This is a genomic window from Modestobacter sp. Leaf380 (assembly GCF_001424485.1).
Taxonomy (GTDB): domain Bacteria; phylum Actinomycetota; class Actinomycetes; order Mycobacteriales; family Geodermatophilaceae; genus Klenkia.
In genome coordinates this window covers 1-24,379 of record NZ_LMQC01000022.1, presented here as the reverse complement: position 1 = coordinate 24,379, position 24,379 = coordinate 1, and the positions used below count along the sequence as shown (strand labels likewise).

Annotated in this window: 23 protein-coding genes; 12 read left to right on the top strand and 11 right to left on the bottom strand. The window is 76.1% G+C overall.

What is annotated here, in order from left to right:
• Positions 1–5: 5 nt before the first annotated feature.
• The 5 genes from ASG41_RS19395 to ASG41_RS19375 form a co-directional block, all read right to left on the bottom strand.
• Positions 6–833, bottom strand: a complete 828-nt coding sequence (locus ASG41_RS19395) for a methyltransferase domain-containing protein (protein ID WP_157519552.1) — start codon at positions 831–833, stop codon at positions 6–8.
• A 79-nt stretch (positions 834–912) separates the two neighbouring features.
• On the bottom strand, positions 913–1,764 hold the full coding sequence (locus tag ASG41_RS19390; protein ID WP_082557139.1) for a bifunctional 2-polyprenyl-6-hydroxyphenol methylase/3-demethylubiquinol 3-O-methyltransferase UbiG: 852 nt from the start codon (positions 1,762–1,764) through the stop codon (positions 913–915).
• Positions 1,765–1,848: 84 nt separating this feature from the next.
• Positions 1,849–5,841 carry a DNA polymerase III subunit alpha gene (locus tag ASG41_RS19385; protein WP_056299217.1) on the bottom strand — a complete coding sequence of 1,331 codons (3,993 nt, stop codon included), beginning with the start codon at positions 5,839–5,841 and terminating at the stop codon, positions 1,849–1,851.
• Between the two features lie 46 nt (positions 5,842–5,887).
• The gene (locus tag ASG41_RS19380; protein WP_056299214.1) at positions 5,888–6,394 is read right to left on the bottom strand and encodes an SAV_6107 family HEPN domain-containing protein; all 507 of its coding nucleotides are present in this window, start codon (positions 6,392–6,394) and stop codon (positions 5,888–5,890) included.
• The gene (locus tag ASG41_RS19375; protein ID WP_056299211.1) at positions 6,394–6,726 is read right to left on the bottom strand and encodes a DUF6504 family protein; all 333 of its coding nucleotides are present in this window, start codon (positions 6,724–6,726) and stop codon (positions 6,394–6,396) included. Before ASG41_RS19375 ends, ASG41_RS19380 begins: the two co-directional genes overlap by 1 nt.
• Positions 6,727–7,677: 951 nt before the next feature.
• Between ASG41_RS19375 and ASG41_RS19370 the strand changes: the two genes are divergently transcribed.
• The 9 genes from ASG41_RS19370 (at position 7,678) to ASG41_RS19330 (ending at position 16,610) form a co-directional block, all read left to right on the top strand.
• Entirely contained in the window at positions 7,678–8,133 is a 456-nt protein-coding gene (locus ASG41_RS19370) for a class I SAM-dependent methyltransferase (RefSeq protein WP_235564925.1), read from the top strand.
• Between the two features lie 123 nt (positions 8,134–8,256).
• Entirely contained in the window at positions 8,257–9,720 is a 1,464-nt protein-coding gene (locus ASG41_RS19365) for a peptide MFS transporter (RefSeq protein WP_056299208.1), read from the top strand.
• Between the two features lie 248 nt (positions 9,721–9,968).
• Entirely contained in the window at positions 9,969–11,327 is a 1,359-nt protein-coding gene (locus ASG41_RS19360; protein ID WP_200939135.1) for a cytochrome P450, read from the top strand.
• A gap of 54 nt (positions 11,328–11,381) precedes the next feature.
• Positions 11,382–11,879, top strand: a complete 498-nt coding sequence (locus ASG41_RS19355; RefSeq protein ID WP_056299205.1) for a YbaK/EbsC family protein — start codon at positions 11,382–11,384, stop codon at positions 11,877–11,879.
• Entirely contained in the window at positions 11,876–12,451 is a 576-nt protein-coding gene (locus ASG41_RS19350; protein WP_056299203.1) for a GNAT family N-acetyltransferase, read from the top strand. The genes ASG41_RS19355 and ASG41_RS19350 overlap by 4 nt, the downstream gene beginning before the upstream one ends.
• Positions 12,444–14,075, top strand: a complete 1,632-nt coding sequence (locus ASG41_RS19345) for an NAD(P)/FAD-dependent oxidoreductase (protein ID WP_082557157.1) — start codon at positions 12,444–12,446, stop codon at positions 14,073–14,075. The genes ASG41_RS19350 and ASG41_RS19345 overlap by 8 nt, the downstream gene beginning before the upstream one ends.
• Complete coding sequence (locus tag ASG41_RS19340; RefSeq protein WP_056299200.1) at positions 14,072–14,875, top strand: carotenoid biosynthesis protein; 804 nt, start codon at positions 14,072–14,074, stop codon at positions 14,873–14,875. Before ASG41_RS19345 ends, ASG41_RS19340 begins: the two co-directional genes overlap by 4 nt.
• On the top strand, positions 14,872–15,954 hold the full coding sequence (locus ASG41_RS19335; RefSeq protein WP_056299186.1) for a glycosyltransferase family 2 protein: 1,083 nt from the start codon (positions 14,872–14,874) through the stop codon (positions 15,952–15,954). The genes ASG41_RS19340 and ASG41_RS19335 overlap by 4 nt, the downstream gene beginning before the upstream one ends.
• Positions 15,951–16,610, top strand: a complete 660-nt coding sequence (locus tag ASG41_RS19330) for a flavin reductase family protein (RefSeq protein WP_200939134.1) — start codon at positions 15,951–15,953, stop codon at positions 16,608–16,610. Before ASG41_RS19335 ends, ASG41_RS19330 begins: the two co-directional genes overlap by 4 nt.
• Here ASG41_RS19330 and ASG41_RS19325 read toward each other — a convergent pair.
• Both ASG41_RS19325 and ASG41_RS19320 read right to left on the bottom strand, forming a co-directional pair.
• Positions 16,607–17,584, bottom strand: coding sequence for a carbohydrate kinase family protein (locus tag ASG41_RS19325; protein ID WP_056299183.1), 978 nt, complete (start codon positions 17,582–17,584; stop codon positions 16,607–16,609). The two genes, ASG41_RS19330 and ASG41_RS19325, sit on opposite strands and share 4 nt — an antisense overlap.
• A 126-nt stretch (positions 17,585–17,710) precedes the next feature.
• Positions 17,711–18,373 carry a CDP-alcohol phosphatidyltransferase family protein gene (locus ASG41_RS19320; RefSeq protein ID WP_082557138.1) on the bottom strand — a complete coding sequence of 221 codons (663 nt, stop codon included), beginning with the start codon at positions 18,371–18,373 and terminating at the stop codon, positions 17,711–17,713.
• A gap of 29 nt (positions 18,374–18,402) precedes the next feature.
• Here ASG41_RS19320 and ASG41_RS19315 point away from each other — a divergent pair, with 29 nt between their 5' ends.
• Positions 18,403–19,209 (top strand): alpha/beta fold hydrolase, encoded by an 807-nt coding sequence (locus ASG41_RS19315; RefSeq protein WP_157519551.1) that lies wholly within the window; start codon positions 18,403–18,405, stop codon positions 19,207–19,209.
• Here the strand turns inward: ASG41_RS19315 and ASG41_RS24935 are convergent.
• Positions 19,161–19,988 (bottom strand): hypothetical protein, encoded by an 828-nt coding sequence (locus ASG41_RS24935; RefSeq protein ID WP_056299180.1) that lies wholly within the window; start codon positions 19,986–19,988, stop codon positions 19,161–19,163. The two genes, ASG41_RS19315 and ASG41_RS24935, sit on opposite strands and share 49 nt — an antisense overlap.
• A gap of 161 nt (positions 19,989–20,149) precedes the next feature.
• Between ASG41_RS24935 and ASG41_RS19305 the strand changes: the two genes are divergently transcribed.
• Entirely contained in the window at positions 20,150–20,626 is a 477-nt protein-coding gene (locus tag ASG41_RS19305; protein WP_157519550.1) for a hypothetical protein, read from the top strand.
• 32 nt (positions 20,627–20,658) lie between these two features.
• Here ASG41_RS19305 and ASG41_RS19300 read toward each other — a convergent pair whose 3' ends face one another.
• From ASG41_RS19300 to ASG41_RS19290, 3 genes are read right to left on the bottom strand one after another with little or no spacing between them, the layout of a single operon-like run.
• A complete protein-coding gene (locus ASG41_RS19300; RefSeq protein WP_056299172.1) occupies positions 20,659–21,471 on the bottom strand; it encodes an ABC transporter permease in 813 nt (270 codons plus the stop codon).
• Entirely contained in the window at positions 21,468–22,391 is a 924-nt protein-coding gene (locus ASG41_RS19295; protein WP_157519549.1) for an ABC transporter ATP-binding protein, read from the bottom strand. The genes ASG41_RS19300 and ASG41_RS19295 overlap by 4 nt, the downstream gene beginning before the upstream one ends.
• Positions 22,388–23,494 (bottom strand): hypothetical protein, encoded by a 1,107-nt coding sequence (locus ASG41_RS19290; protein ID WP_056299169.1) that lies wholly within the window; start codon positions 23,492–23,494, stop codon positions 22,388–22,390. Before ASG41_RS19290 ends, ASG41_RS19295 begins: the two co-directional genes overlap by 4 nt.
• 136 nt (positions 23,495–23,630) lie before the next feature.
• Between ASG41_RS19290 and ASG41_RS19285 the strand changes: the two genes are divergently transcribed.
• The gene (locus ASG41_RS19285) at positions 23,631–24,272 is read left to right on the top strand and encodes a hypothetical protein (protein ID WP_056299164.1); all 642 of its coding nucleotides are present in this window, start codon (positions 23,631–23,633) and stop codon (positions 24,270–24,272) included.
• The last annotated feature ends 107 nt before the right edge of the window (positions 24,273–24,379 follow it).

Here is a 24,379-nt window from a genome sequence, read left to right as displayed (position 1 = left end):
GCGGCTCACGCCGGGCCCGCGCCCCGGCTGGCCAGCAGGTGCAGGCCGGTGGCGACGTCCCGGTAGGGCGAGGTGCTGGCCAGCTGGAGCTCCAGGGCACGCAGGGCGGCGGGGTCGGCACCGGAGGTGGACTCCAGCAGGTCGGCGACGACGGAGACCCCGCGCCACTCCCCCGCCTGCAGGCCGGCGTCGCGGACCAGTGCGAGCAGCTCGTCGGGGCTGTACCGGCGGCGCGCCGGGCGCGTGCGGGAGCGGGACGGTGCGGGGTCCCGGTCACCGAGCAGGGCGCGGGCCTCGACCGGGTGGCCGCCCAGGGCCCGGGCCAGGACGGCGCCGGCCCGGTTGGCGGCGGTGACGCTGAGCCGGCCGCCGGGGCGCAGCGCCGCGGCGATGCCGGCGAGGGTGGCCGCGGGGTCGTCGACGACCTCGAGGACCGAGTGCACCAGGACCAGGTCGTAGCCGGCGGCCGGGGCGTCGAGGGTGTCGTCGGCGAGGACGGCGGCCAGCTGGTCGGCATCGCCCTGGACGCCGTGCACCAGGTCGCCGACGCCGGCCAGGTCGGCCCGGCGGCGCAGGGTGGCCAGGGCGTCGGCCGAGGTGTCGACGACGGTGACCCGGTGCCCGAGCTGGGCCAGCGGCACGGCGAAGACCCCGGCACCGCCGCCCACGTCGAGCACCTGCAGCGGGCCGCTGTGGATCAGCGGGTCCAGCGCGGCCCAGACCGCGGCGCTGCGGACCGGGGGCTCGGCGCCGGCGGGGCGGGTGCCGCGGGGACCGCTGGGGCCGTCGGGGGTGCCGGACGGGCTGGCGGGCGGGGTCTCAGACGGCGGCACCCGACCGAGCCTAGTGGCGACGCCGGTGGCCCACCGGGCCGGCGGCGGGCGGTGCCGGGAGCCCCCGCGCCGCACCTGCTCAGCTGCGGCGGACCGCGCGGAGGACGGCGTCGCGGACGGTGACCGGGGTGCCGTCGGGGCCCGGCGCCTGCCGCTGCGGGCTGCCGACCTCGACGTCCCAGTGGGCCGGGTCCAGGACGCCGGCCATGTCCGCGGCGCTGACGAACATGTCCGGGGTGTCGGGCCGGTGGGCGTGCTCGTGGGCGTCGGCGGGGTCGTGGCTGACCACGAGCAGGGTGCCTCCGGGGCGGACGGCAGCGGCCAGACGGCGGTGCAGCGCGTGCAGGGCGGGCCGGGGCAGGTGCAGGAACTGGGCGGACACCAGGTCGTGGGTGAGCGCGGGCGGTGCCCAGGTGAGTGCGTCGGCCTGCTGCCAGCGGGTGCGGGCGGCAACGTCCGGGCCGGCGTCGCGGGCCAGGGCGGCGCACCGGTCCAGCACCACCTGGCTGACGTCGGCCCCGGTGACTGTCCACCCGGCGCGGGCCAGCCAGATCGCGTCGGCGCCCTCACCGCAGCCCACGTCCAGCGCGCTGCCCGGGGTCAGGGCGGTGGCGTGCTGGACCAGGACCGGGTTGGGGTCGCCGGACCAGACGGTGCCCGCGCCGTAGTGCAGGTCCCAGAACTCCTGGGTGAACCAGGTCGAGGGGTCGGCCTCGAAGGCCTCGGCGCCGAGACCGCGTTGTGCGGGGCCGCCGGGCTGGTCGCCGTGCTGGTGCCGCTGCTCCTGGCCCTCGGCACCGTGCTGGTGGCCGTGCTGGTGGCCCTGACCGTGTTGAGGCCCGTGCTGCTGTCCGGGCTGCTGCCCGTGCTGCTGTCCGGGCTCGGGGTCCTGCTCGGTGCCCGGGCCGTCGGGTCGGGTGCTGTCGTCCACGTCCCCACCCTGGGACCGGCACCCCGGCGGGATCCAGCGTCCTTGCCGGTCCGGCAACCCGCGCCCGTCGCTGCGCCCCACCCCTCAGTGCCCCGAGCTGCCCTGGCTGGAGTGCCAGAGCTTGCGGGGGGCGGCCTTCGAGTCCTCACCCGCGGGCTTGATGTCGGCGTAGGGGGACAGCCGGAAGCCGGTGGGGTGCACCAGCACCGGCCGCACCACCACCGGACGCGGACCGTGCGAGGCGGCGGCCCCGGCGATGGCCTGCTCGGTGAACCCGGCCGGGGTGGCCATCAGGTCCGCGACCGCGCCGAGCCCGCCGGCCTCCCAGGCCTCGTGCAGCGCGGGCAGCTCCCAGGCCCCGGTGGCCCGCATGGACACCCCGCGCGGACCGGTGCGCCGCAGCACGCCGCGCACGACCAGCAGCCAGGAGTGGAAGACGGTCGCGGCGTAGGGGCCCTGGACGTCTTCGAAGAAGGTGGAGTCCGAGCAGCCGGTGCCGTCGTCCAGGGTCACGAAGACCACCCGCCGGCCGGAGCGGATGGGCGGGGTCTGGGTGGCCACCTTGACCCCGCCGACCAGCACCTCGGACCCGGACCGGCAGCCCAGCAGCTCCCCCGCCGGGACCGCGCCCAGCGCGGCGAGGAACTCCCGGTAGTCCTCGACGACGTGCCGGCTGGCGTCCAGCCCGAGCACCTCCAGCTCGGCCCGGACCCGCTCGGCGTCGGTGAACTCCGGCAGGCCGCTGGACCCGCCGAAGGCCGGCGCGGACCCGGCCCGTGGTCCCGGCAGCGGCCCGTCGTCCCCGTCCCCGGGGCCTTCCCCGGTGGGCAGGTCGAACAGGCCGGCCGGCTCCTCGGTCTCGTCGGCGCCCAGGCCCAGCAGGTCCAGGCTGAGCTGCCCGCCGGCACCGGCGCGCGCGCCACTGCGGCTCCACCGGTCCAGCTCGTTGACCTGGAGCAGCAGGTCCCGACGGGTGACCTCCTGCCGACCCCGGGTCGGGCGGCCGCCCTCGCTGTCCCGGACCCCGAACCCGTAGACCGAGTCGAATCCCCCGGCCACCACCAGCCGCTCCACCACCGGGCGGGACACCGAGGCCCGCTGCCAGAAGTCGGCCAGCGACCGGTACGGCTGCCCGGCCACCACCCGGGCCACCTCCTCGACGGAGATGCCCTTGACGTCGGCGAGGGACAGCCGGATGCCGTGCCGCGCCGGGTCGGGCATCGTCGCTGGCATCCACTCCGGGCGTGCCCGACCGGTGTCGTCGGGATCCTCGACGGTGGGTCCGTCCCTGCCGTCGCCGTCCCTGCCGTCGCCCTCCCCGCCGTCCCCGCCGTCGCCGTCCCCGCCGTCGCCGTCCCTGCCGTCGCCGTACCCGCCGTCGCCGGCTCCGGTGTCGAGCCGCTCCACCCGGTAGGTGCCGGTGGAGGCGTTGACGTCCAGGCCGAGCACGGTGATCCCGAAGTTGCGGGCGTCGTCGAGGATCAGCCGCTTGGGGTACATGCCGGGGTCGTGGGTGAGCACCCCGGCCAGGAACGCCGCGGTGTGGTGGGTCTTGAGCCAGGCCGACTGGTAGGTGGGCAGGGCGAAGGCGGCCGCGTGGGCCTTGCAGAACCCGAAGGACCCGAAGGCGACCAGCACCTCCCAGACCCGCTCGGCCACGTCGTGGTCGAAGCCCTCGGCCAGCGCCCGGGGCATGAACCAGGCCCGCACCTCGGGGTGGGCGTCCTTCTCCCCCAGCGCCCGCCGCACCTCATCGGCGCTGGCCAGGTCGCAACCGGTCATCTCCGCGACGATCCGCAGCACCTGCTCGTGGAAGACCACCACCCCGGCGGTCTCCTCCAGTGCGGGCTGCAGCCGCGGGTGCAGGTAGACCGGGTCCCGCCAGCCGTTCTTGGCCATCAGGAACGGGGTCACCATGTCGCTCTTGACCGGCCCGGGCCGGAACAGCGAGATGTCGATGACGATGTCCTCGAAGGTCCGCGGCCCGAACTTGCCCACCAGCTCCCGCTGGCCCGGGGACTCGATCTGGAACATGCCCAGCGTGCGGGTGCTGCGGATCAGCTCGAAGGTCGTCGGGTCGTCGCGCGGGACCGCGTCGATGTCGACCTGCACGCCCTCGACCCGGGCCACCTCGTCCATGGCGTGCGCGATGGAGGACTGCATCCGGATGCCCAGCAGGTCCAGCTTGAGCAGCCCCAGCTCCTCCACGTCGTCCTTGTCGAACTGGCTCATCGGGTAGCCCAGGTAGCTCTGCTCGACCGGGGTGCGGTCCAGCAGGGTGGCGTCGGACAGCAGCACCCCGCACGGGTGCAGCGCGATGTGCCGGGGCAACCCGTCGAGCCGGGCGACCAGGTCGAAGACCAGGTCGAGGTCTCCGCTGCCCCCCGACCGCTTGGACCCCATCCGGCTGGCCCGCAGCTCCGGCAGGTCGCGCAGCGCGGCGTGCACCTGGTTGGCCCGGATGTGCGGGAAGGCCTTGGCGATGGCGTCGATCTCGGCCGGCGGCAGCCCCAGCGCGGCGCCGACGTCACGGATGGCGTGCCGGACCCGGTAGGTGTCCATCATCGAGATGCAGCTGACCCGGTCGGCCCCGAACCGGTCGATGACGGCGTCGTAGACCTCCATCCGCCGGGCGGACTCCACGTCGATGTCCACGTCGGGCAGCTGGTGCCGCAGCGGGGACAGGAAGCGCTCCATCAGCAGGCCGTAGCGGATCGGGTCGACGTCGGAGATGCCCAGCAGGTAGGTGACCAGGCTGCCGGCGCCGGACCCGCGGGCGGCGGCCCGGACCCGCAGGCCCTTGATCAGCTCGACCACGTCGGCGACGGTGAGGAAGTAGGAGGGGTAGCCCAGCTGGTCGATGACCCCGAGCTCGTCGTCCAGCCGTTCCCGGACCAGCGCGGAGTCGTGCATGCCGCGCCGCCCGATGCCGGCCTCGCAGCGGGCCCGCAGCACCTGGGAGGGCCCCATGCCGCGCTCGGCAGGGGTGGTGACGACGTCCAGCTCGGGGTAGCGGACGGTGCCGATGCCCAGGTCGGCGCGCACGTCGACGACGCACTGCTCGGCCACCCGGGCGGTGGTCTCCAGCAGTCGCAGCCCCGCGTCCCGGTCGGGGCCGACCAGGTCCTCGACGACCTCGGCCATCTCCTTGCCCGACTTCAGGTGACCCTCGGCGGTGCGCCGGTCGACGTGCCGTTCTCCCAGCGGCACCAGCCGGCGGGTCGCGTCCAGCACGTCGGCCGTGGGGGCGTCGAGGGCGTCGACGTAGCGGACCGCGTTGGTCAGCACGGCCGGCACCCCGGTCTCCGCGGCGAACCGCAGCATCGCCTGGGCGCGCAGCCGGTCGCCGCGACCGCGGTGGTGCACGACCTCCAGGACCAGCTGACCGGGCCCGAAGACCTCCCGCCAGGCGTCCAGCCGGGCCCGGGCCAGGTCGGCCCGGCCCTCGATGAGCGCGCGGCCCACCGAGGACCCCGGCCCCAGCACGGCGAGCAGACCGGTGGCGTGCTCGGCGGCCAGCCGCAGCGAGCTCACCGGCTCACCCCGGGTGCCGCCCAGGTGGGTGGCGCTGGTGAGCCGGCACAGCGACCGCCAGCCGGCCCCGTCACGGGCCAGGAAGACGACCCGGGGGTGCCGGGGGTCGACCGCGGCGCCCCCGCGCGCCGGGGACCGGCGGGCACCGGCGGAGGGGTGCCCAGCGCGGTCGGCGGTGTTCGTGGCGCGCCCGCGCAGCGGGCCCGAGGGGCGGGCGGCGGTGGGCGGCACCCGCCCACCGGGGCGACCACCACCACCCGGCCGACCGGGGCCGGACACCGCGTCGGGCACCGACCGCAGACCGGCCGGTTCCCCACCGGCCAGCGGGTCCACGGCGAGGTCGACGCCGAACAGCGGTCGGACGTCGGCCGCCCGGCAGGCCAGCGCGAACTTGACCGCGCCGTAGAGACCGTCCCGGTCGGTGAGCGCGAGCGCGCCCATGCCGTGGTCGGCCGCCCGGGCGACCAGGTCGGCCGGGTGGTTCGCGCCGTGGCGCATCGAGTACCCGGAGGCGACGTGCAGGTGGACGAAGGGGTCGCTCACGCCGACCCCTCCGTACCGTCCGTCGTCCCCGGTCGGGGGACCCCGCTCACGTCGTCCGCAGTCGGGTGACCACGGCCGTGGGGGCCGGGGTCGCGTCTCCTGTCGGCGGGGCCGGGTGGGCAGCCGTGTCGGACACCGGCCGGGCCATGGTGGCCTCGACCACGGCCAGGAAGGCACCGACGTCGCGCACCAGGTCGTCGGCCTCCCGCTCGGTGACCGCGTGCGTCAGCCCGGCCTCGGCCGCGGCCCGCTTGGCCGCACCGGCGGCGAAGAACGAGGCCCACTCCCCCAGCTCCGGGGCGACCTGCCCGATCAGCACCCAGGCGCTGCGCGGCCGGCGGCGCCCGGACTCGGGACGGGTGCGGGCGGCCAGCACCGCCGCCGCGGCACGCAACGCGGCCAGGTGCGCGGTGGCGTACCGCCAGCCCGCGTCGGGGCAGGCGGCCGCCTCGGCCAGGCCGCGGTGGGCCTGACCCAGCAGCTGGGATGCCGCCGGGGGCAGCGGGGGGACCAGCTCGAGCTGACGGGGCGAGAGCACCCGGACGGCGCCCATCAGTCGTGCACCCGGACGAGCAGCCAGCAGTTCTCGGCCGGTTCCCAGGACAGGTCGAACACCCCGGCGAAGCTCATCCGGGACCGCCCGGCACGCACCGCCTCCACCCGCCACACCTGCCGGGTGGCGACCAGGTCGGCCGAGGCGCCCCCGCCGCCACCGGCGGCCGGCCCGCGCTGCCACCAGGGGGAGGTCTCCACCCAGTGGTCGAGCAGCTCGCCCACCTCGTAGCGGCTCTCCCCGCGCCAGAACTGGACCGGCCCCACGGGTCCCCGCTCGACCTGCACCTGTTCACCGACGCGGCCACCCGCACCGACCAGCACCCGGCTCATGACACACTCCGCTCCCCGCGACGCAACCGGCATCCCCTCGCCAGCTGTTCGAACACGTGTTCGAACAGGGACGAGTAGACCGGAGTGCGGAGGAGGCGTCAAGCCGACCGGCCGGGGTGTGGACGGCGCGCCGCACGACGCGCGGGAGCCACCGACGCGGGCGCCGGGCCCTGTCGCCGCACTCCCGGGACCCCTGCCCTGCTGCCCCATCGACCACTGACCGACAGACCGCACCCGGGCACTGTCCAGCGAGCTGCGCGCCGTCCACGGACGCCTGCGCCGCGCGCTGCAGGTCGCCCGGGACCCCCCCCGACGAGGGGACGAAGCCCGACGCGGTCGACGACCACCCGACAGGTGCCCCGCCGAGTGCCCCACCGAGTGCCCCGCCGGACGCCTCACCAGACGCCTCACCAGGGCTCCGTGGGGACCTGCCGCTCTCCTGCCAGGGGTCCTGCGCCGCGCCGACCGGCCACCACCCGGGGCGAGGACGGCGCGCTGTTCCCCGGGGTCCGGCGCGCCCGACCGGACCTGGCCGGCGTGCTGGACCAGCTGCAGCACGACCACGCTCTTCGGCCCGCTCGCCTGACGTCCGCGCACCGGGCTGCCCGGGGTCGGCCCGGTGGACCAGTCCGGGACGGCCTCCGCCACCCGCGCCGGGAACGTCGTACCCCTGCGCCACCCTGCGCGGGTGACCGATCTGGAGACCCGGGTGCGCGCGGCGTACGACACCGTCGCCGACGACTACGCCCGCTTGCTCGCCGACGACCTGGCCGCCCAGCCGTGGGACGCGAGGTCCTCGCCGCCTTCGCCGCAGCCGTCCGCGACGGACCGCGGGTCCGGCCGGGATCGGGAGCGGGGACGGGAGCAGGGGCCACGGCAGGGACGGCAGCAGGGGCCTCAGCAGGGGTCGCGGCCCGCCCGGTGCTGGACGCCGGGTGCGGTCCGGGCCGGGTGACCGCCCACCTGCAGGCCCTCGGGCTCGACGCCCACGGCCTGGACCTCTCCCCCGGCATGGTCGCGGTCGCCCGGCGGGCCCACCCGGAGCTGCGCTTCGGCGTCAGCACCCTGACCGCCCTGCCGGGCCCGGACGCGTCGCTGGCCGGCGCGCTGGCCTGGTACTCCCTCATCCACGTCGCCCCGCCCGACCGGGCCGGGGTGCTCGCCGGGCTGCGCCGGGTGCTGGTGCCCGGCGGCCACCTGGTGATCGCCTGCCAGGCGGGCACCGAGCACGTCCGCCGGGACCGCGCCTACGGCCACCCGGTCGACCTGGAGCTGTGGCGACTGGACCCGGACGAGCTGGCCGACCAGCTGGCCGACGCCGGGTTCGTCGTCCGCCGGCGGTGGGAGCGCCCGGCCACCGGGCCGGAGACCACGCCCCAGGCCGCCCTGCTGGCCTGCGCAGAGTGACCAGCAGGAGTGGAGTGACCAGCAGGAGTGGGGTGACCAGCAGGAGTGGGGTGACCGGCGGGAGCAGGACGACCACCCGGGGTGGGGTGCGCGGCCACCCGGGCAGGTGGACACTGGTTGCTCGTGACAACCACAGTCCCGGGACGGGCCACCGAGGAGAAGACGTTCGTCGGGCAACCGCGCGGCCTGGCACACCTGTTCGGCGTGGAGATGTGGGAGCGGTTCAGCTTCTACGGGATGCAGGCGATCCTGCTGTACTACCTCTCCTACTCCGTCCGCGACGGCGGCCTGGGCATCGACACCTCGACCGCGGCCAGCATCGTGGGCGCCTACGGCGGGACCGTCTACCTCTCGACCATCGTCGGGGGCTGGGTGGCCGACCGGCTGCTGGGCCCCGAGCGGGTGCTCTTCTGGTCCGCGGTCGTGGTGATGGTCGGCCACCTGGCGCTGTCGGTGGTGCCCGGACCGGGCGGCGTCGGCACCGGCCTGGTGCTCATCGCGCTGGGCAGTGGCGGGGTGAAGGCGACCGCCACGACGCTGGTCGGGCTGCTCTACAGCGCCGACGACGTCCGCCGGGACGCCGGGTTCTCGCTGTTCTACCTCGGCATCAACGTGGGGGCGCTGGTCGGGCCGCTGCTCACCGGGCTGGCCCAGTCGACCGTCGGGTTCCACCTGGGCTTCGGGCTGGCCGCGATCGGCATGGCCGCCGGCCTGGCCCAGTACGCCTGGGGGCGGCGCGGCCTGGCCGGCACCGGCCGGGAGGTGCCCTCGCCGCTGCCCGCGGCCGAGCGCGGCCGGTGGCTCGCCGGGCTGGTGGTCGCCGTCCTGGCGGTGGTCGCGCTGGCCACGACCGGGGTGCTGCGGGCCGAGCGGCTGGCCACGGTCGTCGTCTGGGTCTGCGTGGTGGTCTCGGTCGGCTACTTCGCGCAGCTGCTGCGCAGCTCCCGTATCGACCGCACCGAGCGGCGCCGGGTGCTGGCGTTCATCCCGATGTTCGCCGCCAGCGTCGCCTTCTGGTCGCTGTACCAGCAGCAGTCGACGGTGGTCGCGCTCTACGCCGACGACCAGCTGGACCGGGACCTCTTCGGGTGGACGGTGCCGGCGTCGTGGGTGCAGTCGATCAACCCGGTCTTCATCATCGCGCTGTCCGGCGTCTTCGCGGCGCTGTGGACGAAGCTGGGCCGCCGCCAGCCCGCCACCCCGGTGAAGTTCGCGGCCGGGACCGCGGTCATGGGCGTGGCGTTCCTGCTCTTCCTGCCGATGGCCAGCTCCACCCCGAACAGCGCACCGCTGCTGGGACTGGTCGGGGTCCTGCTGGTCTTCACCGTGGCCGAGCTGCTGCTGTCCCCGGTGGGCCTGTCGCTGTCCACCAAGCTGGCCCCGGCGGCCTACCGGACCCAGATGGTGGCGTTGTGGTTCCTGTCGACGGCGATCGGCACGTCACTGGCCGGTGTGCTCGCCGGGAACTACACGGTCGAGGGCCAGACGACGTACTTCGGCGTGCTCGGCGGGGTCGCGATCGTCTTCGGCGTGGTCCTGGCGGTGGCCGCGCCGGGCATCAGCAGGCTGATGAGCGGGGTGCGCTGAGGCACCTGCCCACGCATGGTCCCGGCCGCCCCGGGGCACGGTGACCCCGAGTCCCGGGGCTGGCCGAGCCCGCCGCCACCCACCCCGGACGGGGGTGCCCGACCCCCCACGGAGGGTCGGGCACCCCCGCGGACGGCCCGCCGTCCCGACCGCAGGGAGCAGCTCTGAGCCAGCACCGCACGACACCCAGCACCCCCGCCGGACTCCCTCGGGCCTCGGCCCGGGAGACCCTGCGCCTGGCCACCGGCGTGCTCGCCCCGATGCTGGCCCAGGGCATCATCCTGCGCCGGCCGCGGGTCCTGGGACCGGCCGGACGCCTGGAGGTGGACCGGCGCGCCGCCGATGCCCTGCACCGGGCGCGCGAGGCCCACGGGCCCGGACCGCTGCGGCTGCGCATCCCGTTCCGGGAGGTCGCGCTGGTGCTGGACCGGGAGGACGTCGTCCGGCTGCTCGACGGGTCACCGGAGCCCTTCGCCCCGGCCACCCGGGAGAAGCGGGCCGCACTGGCGCACTTCCAGCCCCAGGGCGTGCTGATCAGCCGCGGCGAGGACAGGGCACAGCGCCGGGCCTGGAACGAGTCCGTCCTCCAGATGGACCGACCGCTGCACGCGGTCGGCGCGCACCTGGTGCCCGTGGTCCGCGAGGAGGTCACCAGGCTGCTGGGCGAGGTGGCCGGGGCTGACGGGGCGGACGGCGGGGAGCTGGACTGGGACCGCTTCGCCGTCGGGTGGTGGCGGGCGGTGCGCCGGGTCGTGCTCGGCGACGGCGCCCGGGACGACGCGGAGCTGATCGACCTGCTCGGCCGCCTGCGGGCGCACGCCAACTGGGCCTACCTGCACCGCACCGACGACGCGGGCCGCCGGCAGCTGCTGGACGGCATCGACGGGTGGCTGGACCGGGCCGAGCCCGGCAGCCTGGCCGCCGAGGTCCGCGCCGGCCACCCCTCGGGGCGGGTCGCCGCGGCGTCCCAGGTGGCGCACTGGCTCTTCGCCTACGACGCGGCGGGCATCGCGGTCTGGCGGGCGCTGTCCCTGCTGGCCGGGCACCCCGCCGCCCTCGACGACGTCCGCCACGAGCTGGCCGGCCGGGACCTGGACACCCCGCAGGAGCTGCCGCTGCTGCGCGCCACGGTGCTGGAGTCGGTCCGGCTGTGGCCGACGACGCTGGCCGTGCTGCGCGAGTCGACCCAGGAGACGGACTGGCGGGGCCGTCGCGCCCCGGCCGGCACCACGTTCGTCGTGGTCAGCTCCTTCTTCCACCGCGACGAGCGCACGCTGCCCGCCGCCGACGCCTTCGACCCGGCGGGCTGGCTGGACGGGCGGGACCGGACCGCGGAGGCGCTGGTCCCCTTCAGCGGTGGACCCGGCCGGTGCCCGGGGCGGGACCTGGTGCTCTTCACCACCAGCACGGTGCTGGCCGCACTGCTGGCCGACCGCAGCCTCGCGCAGACCGCGGGCACCGCCGCCGTCACCGGGACGCTGCTGCCCCGCACGCTGGACCACACGGCCCTGTCCTTCCGGCTGGCCCCGCGGACGCCGGCCCGGTCCGCGCCCCTGCCCCGCGAGGAGAACACCGCGGACCGGACGGTCGAGCGCGCGGCGGGCTGACCCGGGCCGCCCGCACCGAGCAGGGCCCCCGGCACCGGTGGGAGACTCGGGGACATGACCCTCCCCGACCACCCCCGGGTGGCCGCGGTCGTCCGGGAGCTGCGGGCGGCCGGCGTCGACGCCGACGTGCACGAGCTCGCCGACAGCGCCCGCACCGCGGCCCAGGCCGCGCAGGCCCTCGGCGTGCCGGTGGGCGCGATCGCCAACAGCCTGGTCTTCGAGGTCGACGGCAACCCGCTGCTGGTGCTCACCAGTGGCGCCCACCGGGTGGACACCGCGAAGGTCGCCGGCCTGCTCGGCGTCCCCGAGGTGCGCCGCGCGTCCCCGGAGTTCGTCCGCGAGCACACCGGCCAGGCGATCGGCGGGGTCGCCCCCGTGGGTCACCCCGAGCCCATCGGCACCCTGGTCGACGTCACCCTGGCCCGCCACGAGCGCGTCTGGGCCGCCGCCGGCCACCCGCACACCGTCTTCCCGACGACCTACGACGAGCTGCTGCGGATCACCGCCGGCACCGCTGCCGAGGTCGACGCCGTCCCCGAAGAGGCCCTGTGACCGACACCGCCCCCGCCACCCGGGTGACCGAGCTCCCGACCCCCTGGATGCGCGACCACCTCCACGAGGCACTCGCCGTCTACGGCGCCGCCATGGGCTACGGCGACTCCGTCGTCGCCGGCCGGTACGGCTACGCCGTCCAGCACACCGAACGCGCGGGCTTCCGCGCGGTCGGGGCGTTCGCCGAGACCCCGGACGGCGAGGAGCTGGTCGGGTTCGGCTACGGCTACCTGGTGGCGCCGGGCCAGTGGTGGCACGACCAGGTCCGGCACGCCCTGGACCGCCGGACCGCCAAGCGCTGGCTGCCCGGCGCCTTCGAGGTCTGCGAGCTGCACGTGCACCCCACCCACCAGAGCCGGGGCCTGGGCCGGCAGCTGCTGCACGCCCTGGTCGAGGGGCTGCCGCACCCGGCGGCGCTGCTGAGCACCCCGGACTCGGAGACCAAGGCCTTCAAGCTGTACCGGGCCGACGGGTTCGTCGACCTGGCCCGCGGCTACCACTTCCCCGGCGACGCCCGGCCCTTCGCCATCCTCGGCGCCGAGCTCCCCCTGGCCGGTGCCGCGCGTGGCTGAGCCCGAGCGCACCGTGGACGCCGTCGTCATCGGCTCCGGGCACAACGGCATGGTCGCGGCCTGCCACCTGGCCGCCTCCGGGCTCACCGTGGAGGTGCTCGAGGCCGACGAGGTGCTCGGCGGCGCCGTGTCCACCGTCGAGCGCTGGCCCGGCGTGCGGGTCGACCGCGGGTCGAGCGCGCACGTGATCATCCGGCACTCCGGGATCGTCGAGGAGCTCGACCTGGCCGCCCACGGGCTGCGCTACGTCGACTGCGACCCGTGGGGCTTCGCCCCGGCCCCGCAGCCGGGCAGCGACGGTCCCGAAGGCCGGCCGCTGGTCTTCTCCGTCGACCTGGACGCCACCTGCGCCTCGATCGAGGCCGCCTGCGGGCCCGAGGACGCCGCCGCCTACCGCCGGTTCGTCGAGGTGTGGGGCCCGCGCAGCGCACAGGTCGTGCAGGCCTTCGGCGACCGGCCCAGCCCGGCCCGGCTGGTCCGCCACCTGTGGCCGCTGGGCGCCCCGGGCAAGGGCCGCGCGCGCACCCCCGGCGGCGAGCTGGCCACCGACTTCCTGGGCTCCGGTGACGCCCTCCTGGACCGGTGGTTCGGCAGCGAGCGGCTCAAGGCCGCACTGGCCTGGTTCGGCGCCCAGTCCGGCCCGCCGATGTCCGAGCCGGGCACCGCGGCCATGGTCGGCTGGGCCGCCCTGCTGCACACCACGCCGCCCGGCCACCCGGTCGGGGGCTCCGGCGGGCTCACCCAGGCCCTGGCCCGCAAGCTGGAGTCGCACGGTGGCCGCGTCGTCCTCGGGGACGGCGCCGCGAGCCTGCTGGTGGAGGACGGCCGCGTCGCCGGCGTCGTCACCGCGTCGGGGCGGCGGGTCCGCACCGACACCGTCGTCGCGGCGTGCCACGTCGGGGCCACCCGCACCATCGCCGGGGAGCACGCCCCGCCCGCCCTGCGGGACGCCGCCCCGCCGCTGGGCAACGGCTTCGGCCTGGTGGTCCGCTGCCAGACCGACGCACTGCCCAGCTACCCCGGGGTCAGCCAAGCCGACTCGCTACAGGGACTGCAACTGCTGTGCACCGACCGGGCCCAGCTCGCCCGGGCGCACGGTGACTGGCTGGCCGGCGAGCTGCCCCGCGAGCCGGTGCCGCTGGCGATGAGCTTCTCCGCGAGCGACGACACCCTCGCCCCGGCGGGCCAGCACGTCGTCACCATCTGGGGCCAGTGGTACCCGTACACGCTCGCCGACGGCCGCGACTGGGACTCCCTGGCCGCCGGTGAGGCCCAGCGACTGGTGGACGCCGTCGACCGGTTCGCCCCCGGCTTCGCCGCCTCGGTACAGCGGCTGTACGTGCAGACGCCGCTCACGCTGGAGCAGGAGCTGCGGCTGCCGCGCGGCAACGTCATGCACGTGGAGATGTCGCTGGCCAGCATGTTCGCCTTCCGGCCCACCCCGGAGCTGTCCGGCCACAAGGTGCCGGGACTGCCCGGGCTGTACCTGTCCGGTGCCTCGATGCACCCCGGTGGCGGGGTCAGCGGCAACAGCGGCCGGACGGCCGCCCGGGTGGTGCTCGCCGACCGCTCCGGGCTGGGCCGGCTCAAGGGCCGTGTGCAGCAGCGGTTGAGCCGCCGGTGACGGCACCGCCCCGGCAGCAGGAGCACGGCGCGCTCCGCCGGGTCCCCTGGCTGCTGTCCGGCGGGGTGGTGCTCACCGCGATCGCCTACCCGCTGACCGCCGGCGACGCCCGGGACGTCGTCAGCTGGACGATCGTGCTGCTGGGCTCGGCCCTGTCGGTGGTGCACGCGGGGCTGTCCCGGGGCGCGCGCGTCGGGCTGGGCGTGCTGGGCGTGACCGCGCTGGCCGCGGTGCTCTTCGAGTCGGTCGGGCTGGCCACCGGCTTCCCGTACGGCACCTACACCTACAGCGACGCGCTGGGCCCGACGCTGCTCGGCGTCCCGTTCCTGGTGCCGCTGGCCTGGCTGATGATGGTCTGGCCCAGCTGGCTGCTGGCCGCCCGCCTGGTCCCCGGGCACCGGGTGGGCCGGGTCGTCGTCGCGGCGGCCGCGTTCGCCGCCTGGGACGTCGTGCTGGACCCCCAGCTGGTGCAGGCCGGCTACTGGACCTGGGCGCACCCCTCCCCCGGGCTGCCCGGGATCGACACCGTGCCGCTGACCAACCTGGCCGGCTGGCTGCTGGCCGGGCTGGTGCTGATGACGGTGGTCGACCTGCTCGCCGCCGGGGCCCCGGTCCGGCTGGGCGACGGCGCCCCGATGCTGACGCTGGCCTGGATGACCCTGGGTGGCGCGCTGGCGCACGCGGCCTTCCTGGACCTGCCCGGCTCGGCCGCCTGGGGCGTCGCCCTGGCCGTGCCGTTCCTGGCCGCCCTGGCGCTGCGGGCCCGGTCCCTGTCTCGGCACCGGACCCGGTCCCGGTGAGCCGCCGGGCGGTGCGGGTGCTGGCCGGTGCCGCCGTCGCCGGGGCCGTCCACGCCGCGGTCAACACCCGGCTGCTGCGCACACCCCCGGCCGACCCGCCGGCGACCACGAGGCGGGTCCGGGTCGTGCTGCCGGTGCGCGACGAGGAGGCCGAGGTCGAGGGTTGCCTGGGTGGGTTGGCCGCCCAGCGGGGTGTCGCGCGCATGGAGGTCGTGGTCGTCGACGACGGCTCCACCGACCGCACCGCGCAGCTCGTGGCCGCGCACCCCGTCGAGCTGCGGACCGCTACCCCACCGCCGGTGGGCTGGCTGGGCAAGCCGAACGCCTGCGCCCAGGGCGCCGCCGGGTCCGACGCCGACGTGCTGGTCTTCCTGGACGCCGACGTCCGGCTGGAGCCACACGCGGTCGCGGCCGCCGTCGCGGTGCTGGACGCCCAGGGGCTGGACCTGGTCTCCCCCTGGCCCCGGCAGCGGGCCGAGACCGCCGCCGAGCGGCTGGTGCAGCCCCTGCAGCAGTGGCTGTGGGCCACCACGCTGCCGCTGCGGCTGGCCGAGCGGGCCGGCCGGCCCTCGATGGCCGCGGCGAACGGGCAGTTCCTGGTGGTGCGCCGGGAGGCCTACGAACGGGCCGGCGGGCACGGGGCGGTGCGCGCTGAGGTGCTCGAGGACATCGGGCTGCTGCGGGCGGTGAAGCGGGCGGGCGGGCGGGGCGTCGTCGTCGACGGGTCGATGCTGGCCACCACCCGGATGTACGACGGCTGGCCGGCGCTGGCCGCCGGGTACGAGAAGTCGCTGTGGTCGGCCCTGGGCGGCTCGTCGCTGGGCAGCCTGGCCGCCGGCGCGGCCCTGACCGCGGTGTGGGTGCTGCCGCCGCTGGCCGGCGGGCGGGCCGGGCTGGTCGGCTACGCGGCCGGCGTGGCCGGACGGGCGGTCACCGCACACCGCACCGGCGGGCGGGTGTGGCCCGACAGCCTGGCGCACCCGTTGAGCGTGCTGCTGCTGGACCTGCTGCTGGTCCGGTCGGTCCGCGGCAGGCGCCGGGGCACCCTGCGCTGGCGGGACCGCACACTGGTCGGGTGACCTCTCCCGAACGCACGCACTTCGACCCGGCGCAGATGGGCGCCGGGTCCTTCTACCGGGTGCTGAACTCCGTCGTCGTCCCCCGCCCGATCGCCTGGGTGGCCAGCCGATCCGCCGAGGGCGTGCACAACCTGGCCCCGCACAGCTTCTACACCGTGGCCTGCGTGGACCCGCCGATCGTGCAGTTCACCTCGGTGGGCCGCAAGGACTCCCTGGACAACGTGGAGGCCACCGGTGAGTTCACCGTGAGCCTGACGCCGGAGTCGATGTTCGAGCAGGTCAACGCCACCGGCACCGACTTCCCGCCCGGCCACGACGAGGCCGAGCACACCGGCGTCGTCCTGGAGGACAGCGCGGTCGTGTCGGTCAAGCGGGTCGCCCAGTCCCCGGTGAGCCTGGAGTGCGTGCTGCACTCGACGCTGCGGCTGGGCGACAGCACCGTGGTGTTCGGCCGCGTCGTGCACGCCACGGCGTGGACCAGCGCCGTCCGCGACGGTCGGCCGCGGATCGAGGAGCTGCAGCCGCTGGCCCGCCTGGGCGGCAACGAGTGGTCCACGATCGGGGAGCTGAAGGAGATCCGCCGGATCCCCTTCAGCCAGTGGTCCGAGGACCCCTCGATCGGTCAGGCGCTGCGCGGGGACAGCACCTCGGACTAGGCGGGCAGGTGCGGGGCCACCTCGTCGGCGGCGTCGGCACCGAAGGCGGAGGCGAACCGCTCCAGGAACGACTCCCGGGGCAGCGAGTACTCCTGGGTGCCGACGACCTCGACGGCGGCGGTGGCCACGGCCGAGCCGACCTGGGTGGCGCGCTGCAGGCCCAGGCCCCAGGTGCGGGCGGCGACGAACCCGGCGCGCAGCGCGTCACCGCCGCCGGTGGGCTCCACCGGGTGGGTCTCGGGGACGGCGATGACCTCGAGGGTCTCGGCGTCCTTGGCCTCCACGCGCACCCCGGCGGCGGCCCGGGTGGTGACCCAGGTGCCGACCCGGTCGAGGACCTCGGCGTGGCTCCAGCCGGTCTTCTGCTTGAGCAGGGCGGCCTCGTACTCGTTGGTGAACAGCAGCTCGGCGCCGTCGACCAGGGTGCGGATCATCTCGCCGTCGGCCCACGCGAGCTGCTGGGACGGGTCGGCCATGAACGCGTAGCCGCGCTCCCGGCACTCCTGGGTGTGCTGGACCATCGCCGTGGGGTCGTTCGGGCCGACGATGACCAGGTCCAGGCTGCCCACCCGCTTCTCCACGGGGGCCAGCTCGATCAGCGAGGCCTCGGCCATGGCGCCGGAGTAGAAGGACGCGATCTGGTTGTTCGCGGCGTCGGTCGTGCAGGTGAAGCGGGCGGTGTGCTTGAGCTTGGACCAGTGCACGGACTCGGTGTCCACGCCGTGCCGGTTCAGCCAGGACTCGTAGTCGTCGAAGTCGCTGCCCACGGCGCCGACCAGCACCGGGGTGAGGCCCAGCAGGCCCATGCCGTAGGCCATGTTGGCGCCGGCGCCGCCGCGGTGCTGCACCAGGTCGTCGACGAGGAAGGAGAGCGAGACGTTCTCCATCTGGCCCTCGACGAACTGCTCGGTGAACTTCCCCGGGAAGGTCATCAGGTGGTCGGTGGCGATCGAACCGGTCACGGCGACGGACACGGTGGGGCTCCCGGGAGGTGGGGGACGAGGGGGCGCGCAGACGCGCGGGTGAACCGGCGTTCGACGTCCAGGCCGTCCGGGGTTCACCCCAGCGTAACGGCGTGGTCCACCGGGCGCCGGGCGTGCTCAGCCCAGCGCGCGCCGCAGCTGGACCCCGAGCTGCGCGGTGCCGACCACCCCCAGAGCGACCCCGACCGCGGCGCCGGCGGTGACCACCAGCTCTGCGAGACCCACCCCGGACACCACCCCGGCCCCGCCCAGCGTCATGCCCGCCATCGCCACCCGGGTCGGCCTCTCCCACACCGAGATGGCCCCGGTCTCGTCCACCCCGGCCTGGCCGGCCCGGGCGCGCAGGTAGTCGGGGAACCAGCACAGCGCGCCGAAGGCGACGGCCAGCCAGGCCGGGGCCCCGGCGGCCCAGAAGGCCAGCGCGTAGGCCACCTCGGTGAGCCGGTCGACCGCCGAGTCCAGCACGAACCCCCGCCGCCCGGCCCGGCCGCCGGCGATGGCCAGCGCGCCGTCCAGGGAGTCCAGCAGCCCGGAGAGCCCGACCAGCACGCCGGCCAGCACCAGCCAGGGGCCCCCGGCCGCGGCCGGGCCCACCGCGGCCCCGGCGACGGCGAGACCCAGCAGGGTGACCGCGAGCGGTGGGACGCCGGCCAGCGGGCGGGCCAGGGTGTGGGCGATGGTCAGCCAGCCGCGGACCACGCCGCTGGCTCGCGGGTCCGTCCCGCCGTGCCACTGTGACCAGGCTGTGAAGTAGTCCTCCCGGGACAGGAACGGCGGCACGGGTGCAGTCCACCAGGGACAGTGGTGTCGTGCTCGCCGGACTCGCTCCCGCCCGCCGCCGCCTCGTGCTCGGGCTGCTGGCGGCGCTGGTCGTCGCGGTCCTCGCCGTCGGCGCGGCCGTGCTCGTGCCGCGGCTGACCGCCGGCGACCCGGCGCCGGTCTCCCAGGCCGAACCCGGTCCGGTGCTGCTGGTCCCCGGCTACGGCGGCTCGACCCGGTCGCTGCAGACCCTGGCCGAGGCGCTGACCGCCGTGGGCCGGGACGCCACCGTGGTGCCGGTGCCCGGTGAGGGGACGGGGGACCTGCGGGAGTCCGCCGCCGTGCTGGCCACCGCCGTGGACGAGGCCCTGGCCCGCACCGGCGCCGACAGCGTGGACGTCGTCGGCTACTCCGCCGGCGGCGTCGTCACCCGGATCTGGGCGGCGGACGGCGGTGCCGAGCAGGCCCGGCGGATCGTCACCCTGGGCTCGCCGCACCACGGCACGACGGTCGCCGACCTGGCCGGCTCCTTCGCCCCCGACCAGTGCCCCGAGGGCTGCCAGCAGCTGCGCACCGACAGCGAGGTGCTGCGCGGGCTGAACGCCGGTGACGAGACCCCCGCGGGCCCGACCTGGGTGTCGGTGTGGACCGACGTCGACACCACCGTGACCCCGCCGGACTCCGCCCGCCTCGACGGTGCGCTGGAGCTCACCGTGCAGTCGGTGTGCGCCGACAGCCGGGTGCAGCACGGGCAGCTGCCCTCGGACCCGCTGGTGCAGGGCATCGTGATCGCTGAGCTGGCGTCGGGTCAGCCCGTGGCGCTGGGCCCCGCGGACTGCGCGCGGCTGTCGGGCTGAGGCCCCGCGAGAGCAGCCCGCAGCCGCGTGACCGCGATCGGACCCACGCCGTGCATCGCGAGCAGCTCGGCGTCGGACAGCCCGGCCACCGCCTCCAGCGTGGCCAGCCCGGCCGCCCGCAGCGCCCGGGTGGCCGGGGCGCCGATGCTGGGCAGCGGGGTGCCCGCAGGCCGCGCCGCGCGCCGCCGGGCCCGGCCCCCGGCAGCCCGCCGGGCGGCGTCGACGACGGCCTCCCCCCGGGCGGACAGCCGGTAGCCGATGTCCAGGGACTCGGTGAGCCCCAGCTCCTTGAGCTTGCGGACGTCGCGCTTGAAGTCCGCCGTCGGCCGACCCGCCTCGGCCGCCAGTTCGGGGGCCCGCCGCTCGGGGTGGGCGTCGACGAGCTGCAGGGCCTGCGCCGTCCACGGGCCGGTCGCCGACGCCCGGTCCAGCCGGTCGAGCCGGGCCTGCAGCTCGCCCACCTCGGCCGGCGTGGGCGGGGTGCGGCGCAGCACCGCGCGCGGGTCCTCCCCGGCGAACCGCAGGCCCACCCGGAACACCGGCCGGTCGTCGTCTGCCAACCCGTGGCGCAGCGCCTCCAGGGACGCCGCCCCGGCCCGGCGGGCGTCGTCCTCGGTCAGGTCGTCGGGGTCCACCCGGTCCAGGGAGGTGACCTCCACCAGGCCGACCCGGGTCCGCATCCGGGTCCCGACGAGCAGCCGCGGCCGGTCCCAGCGGCGGAAGGCCAGGTCGAGGGTGCCGCCGACGATCGCGTCGAGCTCGGTGGGACGGATGCGCATGCGCGGGAGGTTAGTGACCGGCAGCCCTCCGGCGGAGGGCCGACCGCCTCCCACGGACCCCTCGCTCGAAGGGATGGACGCCCCGGCGAGCCGTCAAGTGGTCGGGCCTCCGCACCGAAGACCGAGATGTGGATACCGCGGTTCTCGTAGGAGTGGTCGGCGTGGCAGGAACCGTGCTGGGAGGACTGGCCCAGCAGGTGGCTCCCTTCCTCGCCCAGCGCCGTGAGACAGCGACGCGCATCGCCGACCGTGCAGATCGTTGGCAGGACGCGCGCCGAGAGGCGTCGTCGTCCTACCTCCGGACGGTGGACCAGTTCCACGAGTCGGCCCGAGCGGCACTCGCCACTCGGGCTGACGGGCCCGCGACCGGTTCCGACCTCGACCAGCGCACGGCGGAGTACCTCACGGCGTGGACGGCGCTCACCACCGGGCTCGCAGACGTCCAACTGACCAACAGCCCCGCAACGGCCCAGCGGGCAGCAGACCTGTACAACGCCGCGACCGTGTACAGCGGCTTCGTCGACTCCTGCCTCGCGTCAGGACGATGGAGGGGCGCGGAAGCCGAGGACCTCGTCCTCACCGCCCGCCGGGCCTTCGTCGACGAGGCCCGTGGAGCACTCACCCCTGCCGGCCTCTGACGCGGCTCCCGGGTCACCGACCCGGGAGCCGGTCAGCTGGTGACGTCCTTGGTGGTGAAGTTCGCCCACGCCGCACCCAGCAGGACCACGACGTAGACCGCCTGCAGCCCGATGCCCCGGGTGACGTCGCGCCACAGGACCGGGTCCCGGAAGAAGTCCACGAAGCTGAGCCAGTACCGGGTGGGCAGGTAGGGCGCGATGGCCGAGGCGGCGTCCAGGGTGAACAGCAGCGAGGAGCCGATCAGCACCGCCAGCGCGCCCAGGGTGGCCAGCTGCGGGGAGTCGGTGAGCGTGGAGAAGAACAACGCGAACGCGGCGACGCCGAGCATCGAGATCGTCACGTAGCCGATCGCCAGCAGCGTGCGGCCGGCGACCTGCTCGGGGGTGAGCACGGTGCCCGACAGCCCGGTCGAGGTGGCCAGCGGCTGGACGTCGAACAGCGTCGTCCCCACGACGTAGCCGACCGCGGCGACGATCACGACGGTGACCAGCACGAACGCGATGACGGCGACCAGCTTGGCCACCAGCAGCCGGGTGCGACCGGCCGGGCGGGCCAGCAGGTAGCGCAGCGTGCCGCCCTGCGCCTCCCCGGCGATGGAGTCCCCGGCGACGACGGCGACCGCGATCGGCAGGAACAACGGCAGCACGATCGCCAGCGCGGCGAGCGGGAAGAGCGTGCCATTGGTGAGCACCGCCGACAGGAACGCCGGCCCCTCCCCCGGCCGCGGGGCGAGGTCGGTGAGCACCAGCAGGACGGCGACGAGCACCGGCAGGGCGTTGAGCAGCGCGATCGTCACCCAGGTCCGGGGACGGCGGAAGAGCTTCCTCAGCTCGACGCCGATCACGCCGGCACCCCCACCCGGTCGGCGCTGGTCGAGGCCGCGGCGAGCACGACCTCCTCCAGCGAGGGGCGCTGCAGCCGCAGCCCGTGGACCGGGACGCCGGCCGACACCAGCGCGGCGTTCACCTCGGCCGGGTCGGTGCCCCGGACGACCGCGCTGTCCGCGTCGGTGGACAGCACCCGGTCGCCCAGCACCGCCCGGACCCGCGCGGGGTCCGGCGTCTGGACGACGGTGGCCCCGGTGGGCGCGGTGAGGGTGGTCAGGTCGTCCTGGAGCACCACCCGCCCGCGGTCCAGCACGCCGACCCGGGTGGCCAGCTGCTCGATCTCGGCCAGCAGGTGGCTGGAGAGGAAGACGGTGGTGCCGGTGGAGTTCAGGTCCAGCAGCAGGGTGCGGATCTCGTGGATGCCCTGCGGGTCAAGCCCGTTGGTGGGCTCGTCCAGGACCAGCAGGTCCGGGCGCCGCAGCAGCGCCCCGGCCAGGCCCAGCCGCTGCCGCATGCCCAGCGAGTAGGCCTTGACCGGCCGCTTGCCGACCCCGCCGAGCCCGACCTGGTCGAGCACGTCACCGACCCGCTGCCTCCGGCTGCGCCGGGACCCGCCGGGGCCTGCGGCGTCCAGCAGGGCCAGGTTCGCCCGCCCGGACAGGTGCCCGTAGGCCGCCGGGCCCTCGATCAGCGCACCCACCCGGGGCAGCACCTCCCGGGCGGCCTTCGGCATCGGCCGGCCGAGCACCTCGACCTCGCCCTCGGTGGGCAGCACCAGGCCCAGCAGCATCCGCACGGTCGTGGTCTTGCCCGAGCCGTTGGCGCCGAGGAAGCCGTAGACGTCACCGGCCCGCACGTCGAGGTCGATGCCGTCGACGGCGCGCAGCGCGCCGTAGCGCTTGCGGAGCCCCCGCGTGGCGATCACCGTCTCGGTCATCGGACTCCTGTCGTGTCGCTGAGCTGTTGCGCGGCGGTGGCCAGCGCGTCGAGGGTGACCGTGCCGGCGAGCAAAAACGCGCCGGTCTCCCGGCTGCCGATGAGCATCAGGCCCAGCGGCCCGGCCGAGATCCGGACGCCGAGGTCGTCGACGACGGCGCCGGGGGTGGCCTGCAGCTGGGACCGCAGGCTGCGGGCGGCCTGCCCGGGCAACGGGGTGACGGCCAGCACGGTGATCCCGGTGCCGTAGACCCCGATCGCCCCGGGGACGCCCTCGGCCTCGCGGCGGATCAGTCCGGCCAGCCCGTCGGGCAGGTCCACGTCGGCCAGCCGGCGGCCCAGGTCGAGGTCGGTGAGGTCCTGGTCCTGCCCGAGGGAGGCGTCCGTGGGCGGGGTGAAGGACGTCGTCGCGGCGGTGGGCTCGGTGGTGTCCAGGTCCAGGAACCGGGTGTCCAGCGCCGGGATCGTCGTGTCCGCGCTGCGGACGACCACCTGCAGCGGCAGGCCGGTGTCCGCGTCCAGCCACACGTCGACGGCGCTCACCGAGGCGGCCCCGTCGGCCGGGGTGTACCGCAGGCCGACGGCGTCCCGGCCGGCGACCCGGGCGGGGGCGGTGCGGGTGACCTCGGCGTCGGTCGCCTCGGAGAGCAGCCGCCGGCCCAGCGCGCTGGGCAGCAGGTCCGGTGCGGTGGGCAGCGCGAGCGGGGGTTCGTCGCCGCGGGTGGCCCGCTGGTCGGCGTAGTCCCAGGTCCAGGTGCCGTCGGTGTCGCGGTGCGTGCCGGTCTCCCCGGTCGCGGTGACGACGTCGACCCGCCAGTCCTCCGCCCCGCGGTACCAGGCGCGCATGGTCGTCTGGTCGCTCAGCAGGTCCGCGACCGGGGTGAGCGCGTCGCCCAACGGCAGCGTGAGCCCGCCGGTGGAGATCGCGTAGCCGGAGAAGGCCACGTCGTCACTGGCCAGGGCACGGGCCCGCAGGTCGGCCGCGGAGACGTCCGTGTCGTCGGCCGGCAGGGCGGCCACGGCGACCGGCAGGGCCACCAGGACGGCGAGGCCGAGCGCGACGACGACCCAGCGCCAACCGAACCGTCGTCCCCCGCTGGCCACGACCCACCGTACGACCGGCCACGGGGGTGCTGCACGGTTCAAGCAGATCGCACAGCGTCCTCACACGTCGCCGGGCGGACGTCAGCGGGCAGGCGTCGCCGGGCGAGGTCCACGGGCCGCCGCTACCGTCCCGGCCATGGCGCCCCCGATCTCCGACGCCGTCGTCGTCGACGTCCTCCGCCGGGTCGACCGGCTCAGCACCCCGGTGGTCGCCAAGCTGGGCCGCCCGCCCACGCTGGCCGCCGACGCGCGGGCCGCCTGGTGGGCCGACCGGGCCAGCCGGGTCGGCGCCGCGGTCTCGGCCGCACCCCGGTTCGCCGGCAAGCTGGCCGACCTGCTGCCGCTGCAGAACACCGTGGGCTCGGCCGTGCAGGCCGTCGTCGTCCTCGGGGTGGCCGGTGAGCACGGCGTCACCGACCCGGCCCGCCGGGTGGGCCTGCTGTCGGAGGTGCTGCTGGACCGGCCCCTGTCGCCCGAGGCCGTCCAGCCGCTGCTGGACCGGCAGAAGGGCGCGTACGCCGAGGAGGCGCTGGGCCGCAAGGGCGAACGCGGCGGCGTGAAGGGCACGGCGCGCACCGTCTGGCGGATGGCCCGGCTGCTGTCCCGGGTCGACGACGCCCTCGACGCCCGCCCCCAGGGCAAGCTGCGGCACCGCTTCCTGTCCGCCTTCCCCGTCGTCGGGGTCGTCGGCGGGTACGCCAGCGAGCGGGAGGCCCTGCGGCGGGCCGCCGCGGAGGCCGACGCCGTGCTGTCCGGCCGGGCCCCCGCCCGCCGCTGACAGTGAGGATGGGGGTGGCGTCATCGGGGGTCGTCTGACCCGGTGTGCTGACCGACGCGGTTGCTGTCTTGGCTGAGATCTGTCGGCGGCTCTCGGTGGCGCTGTTG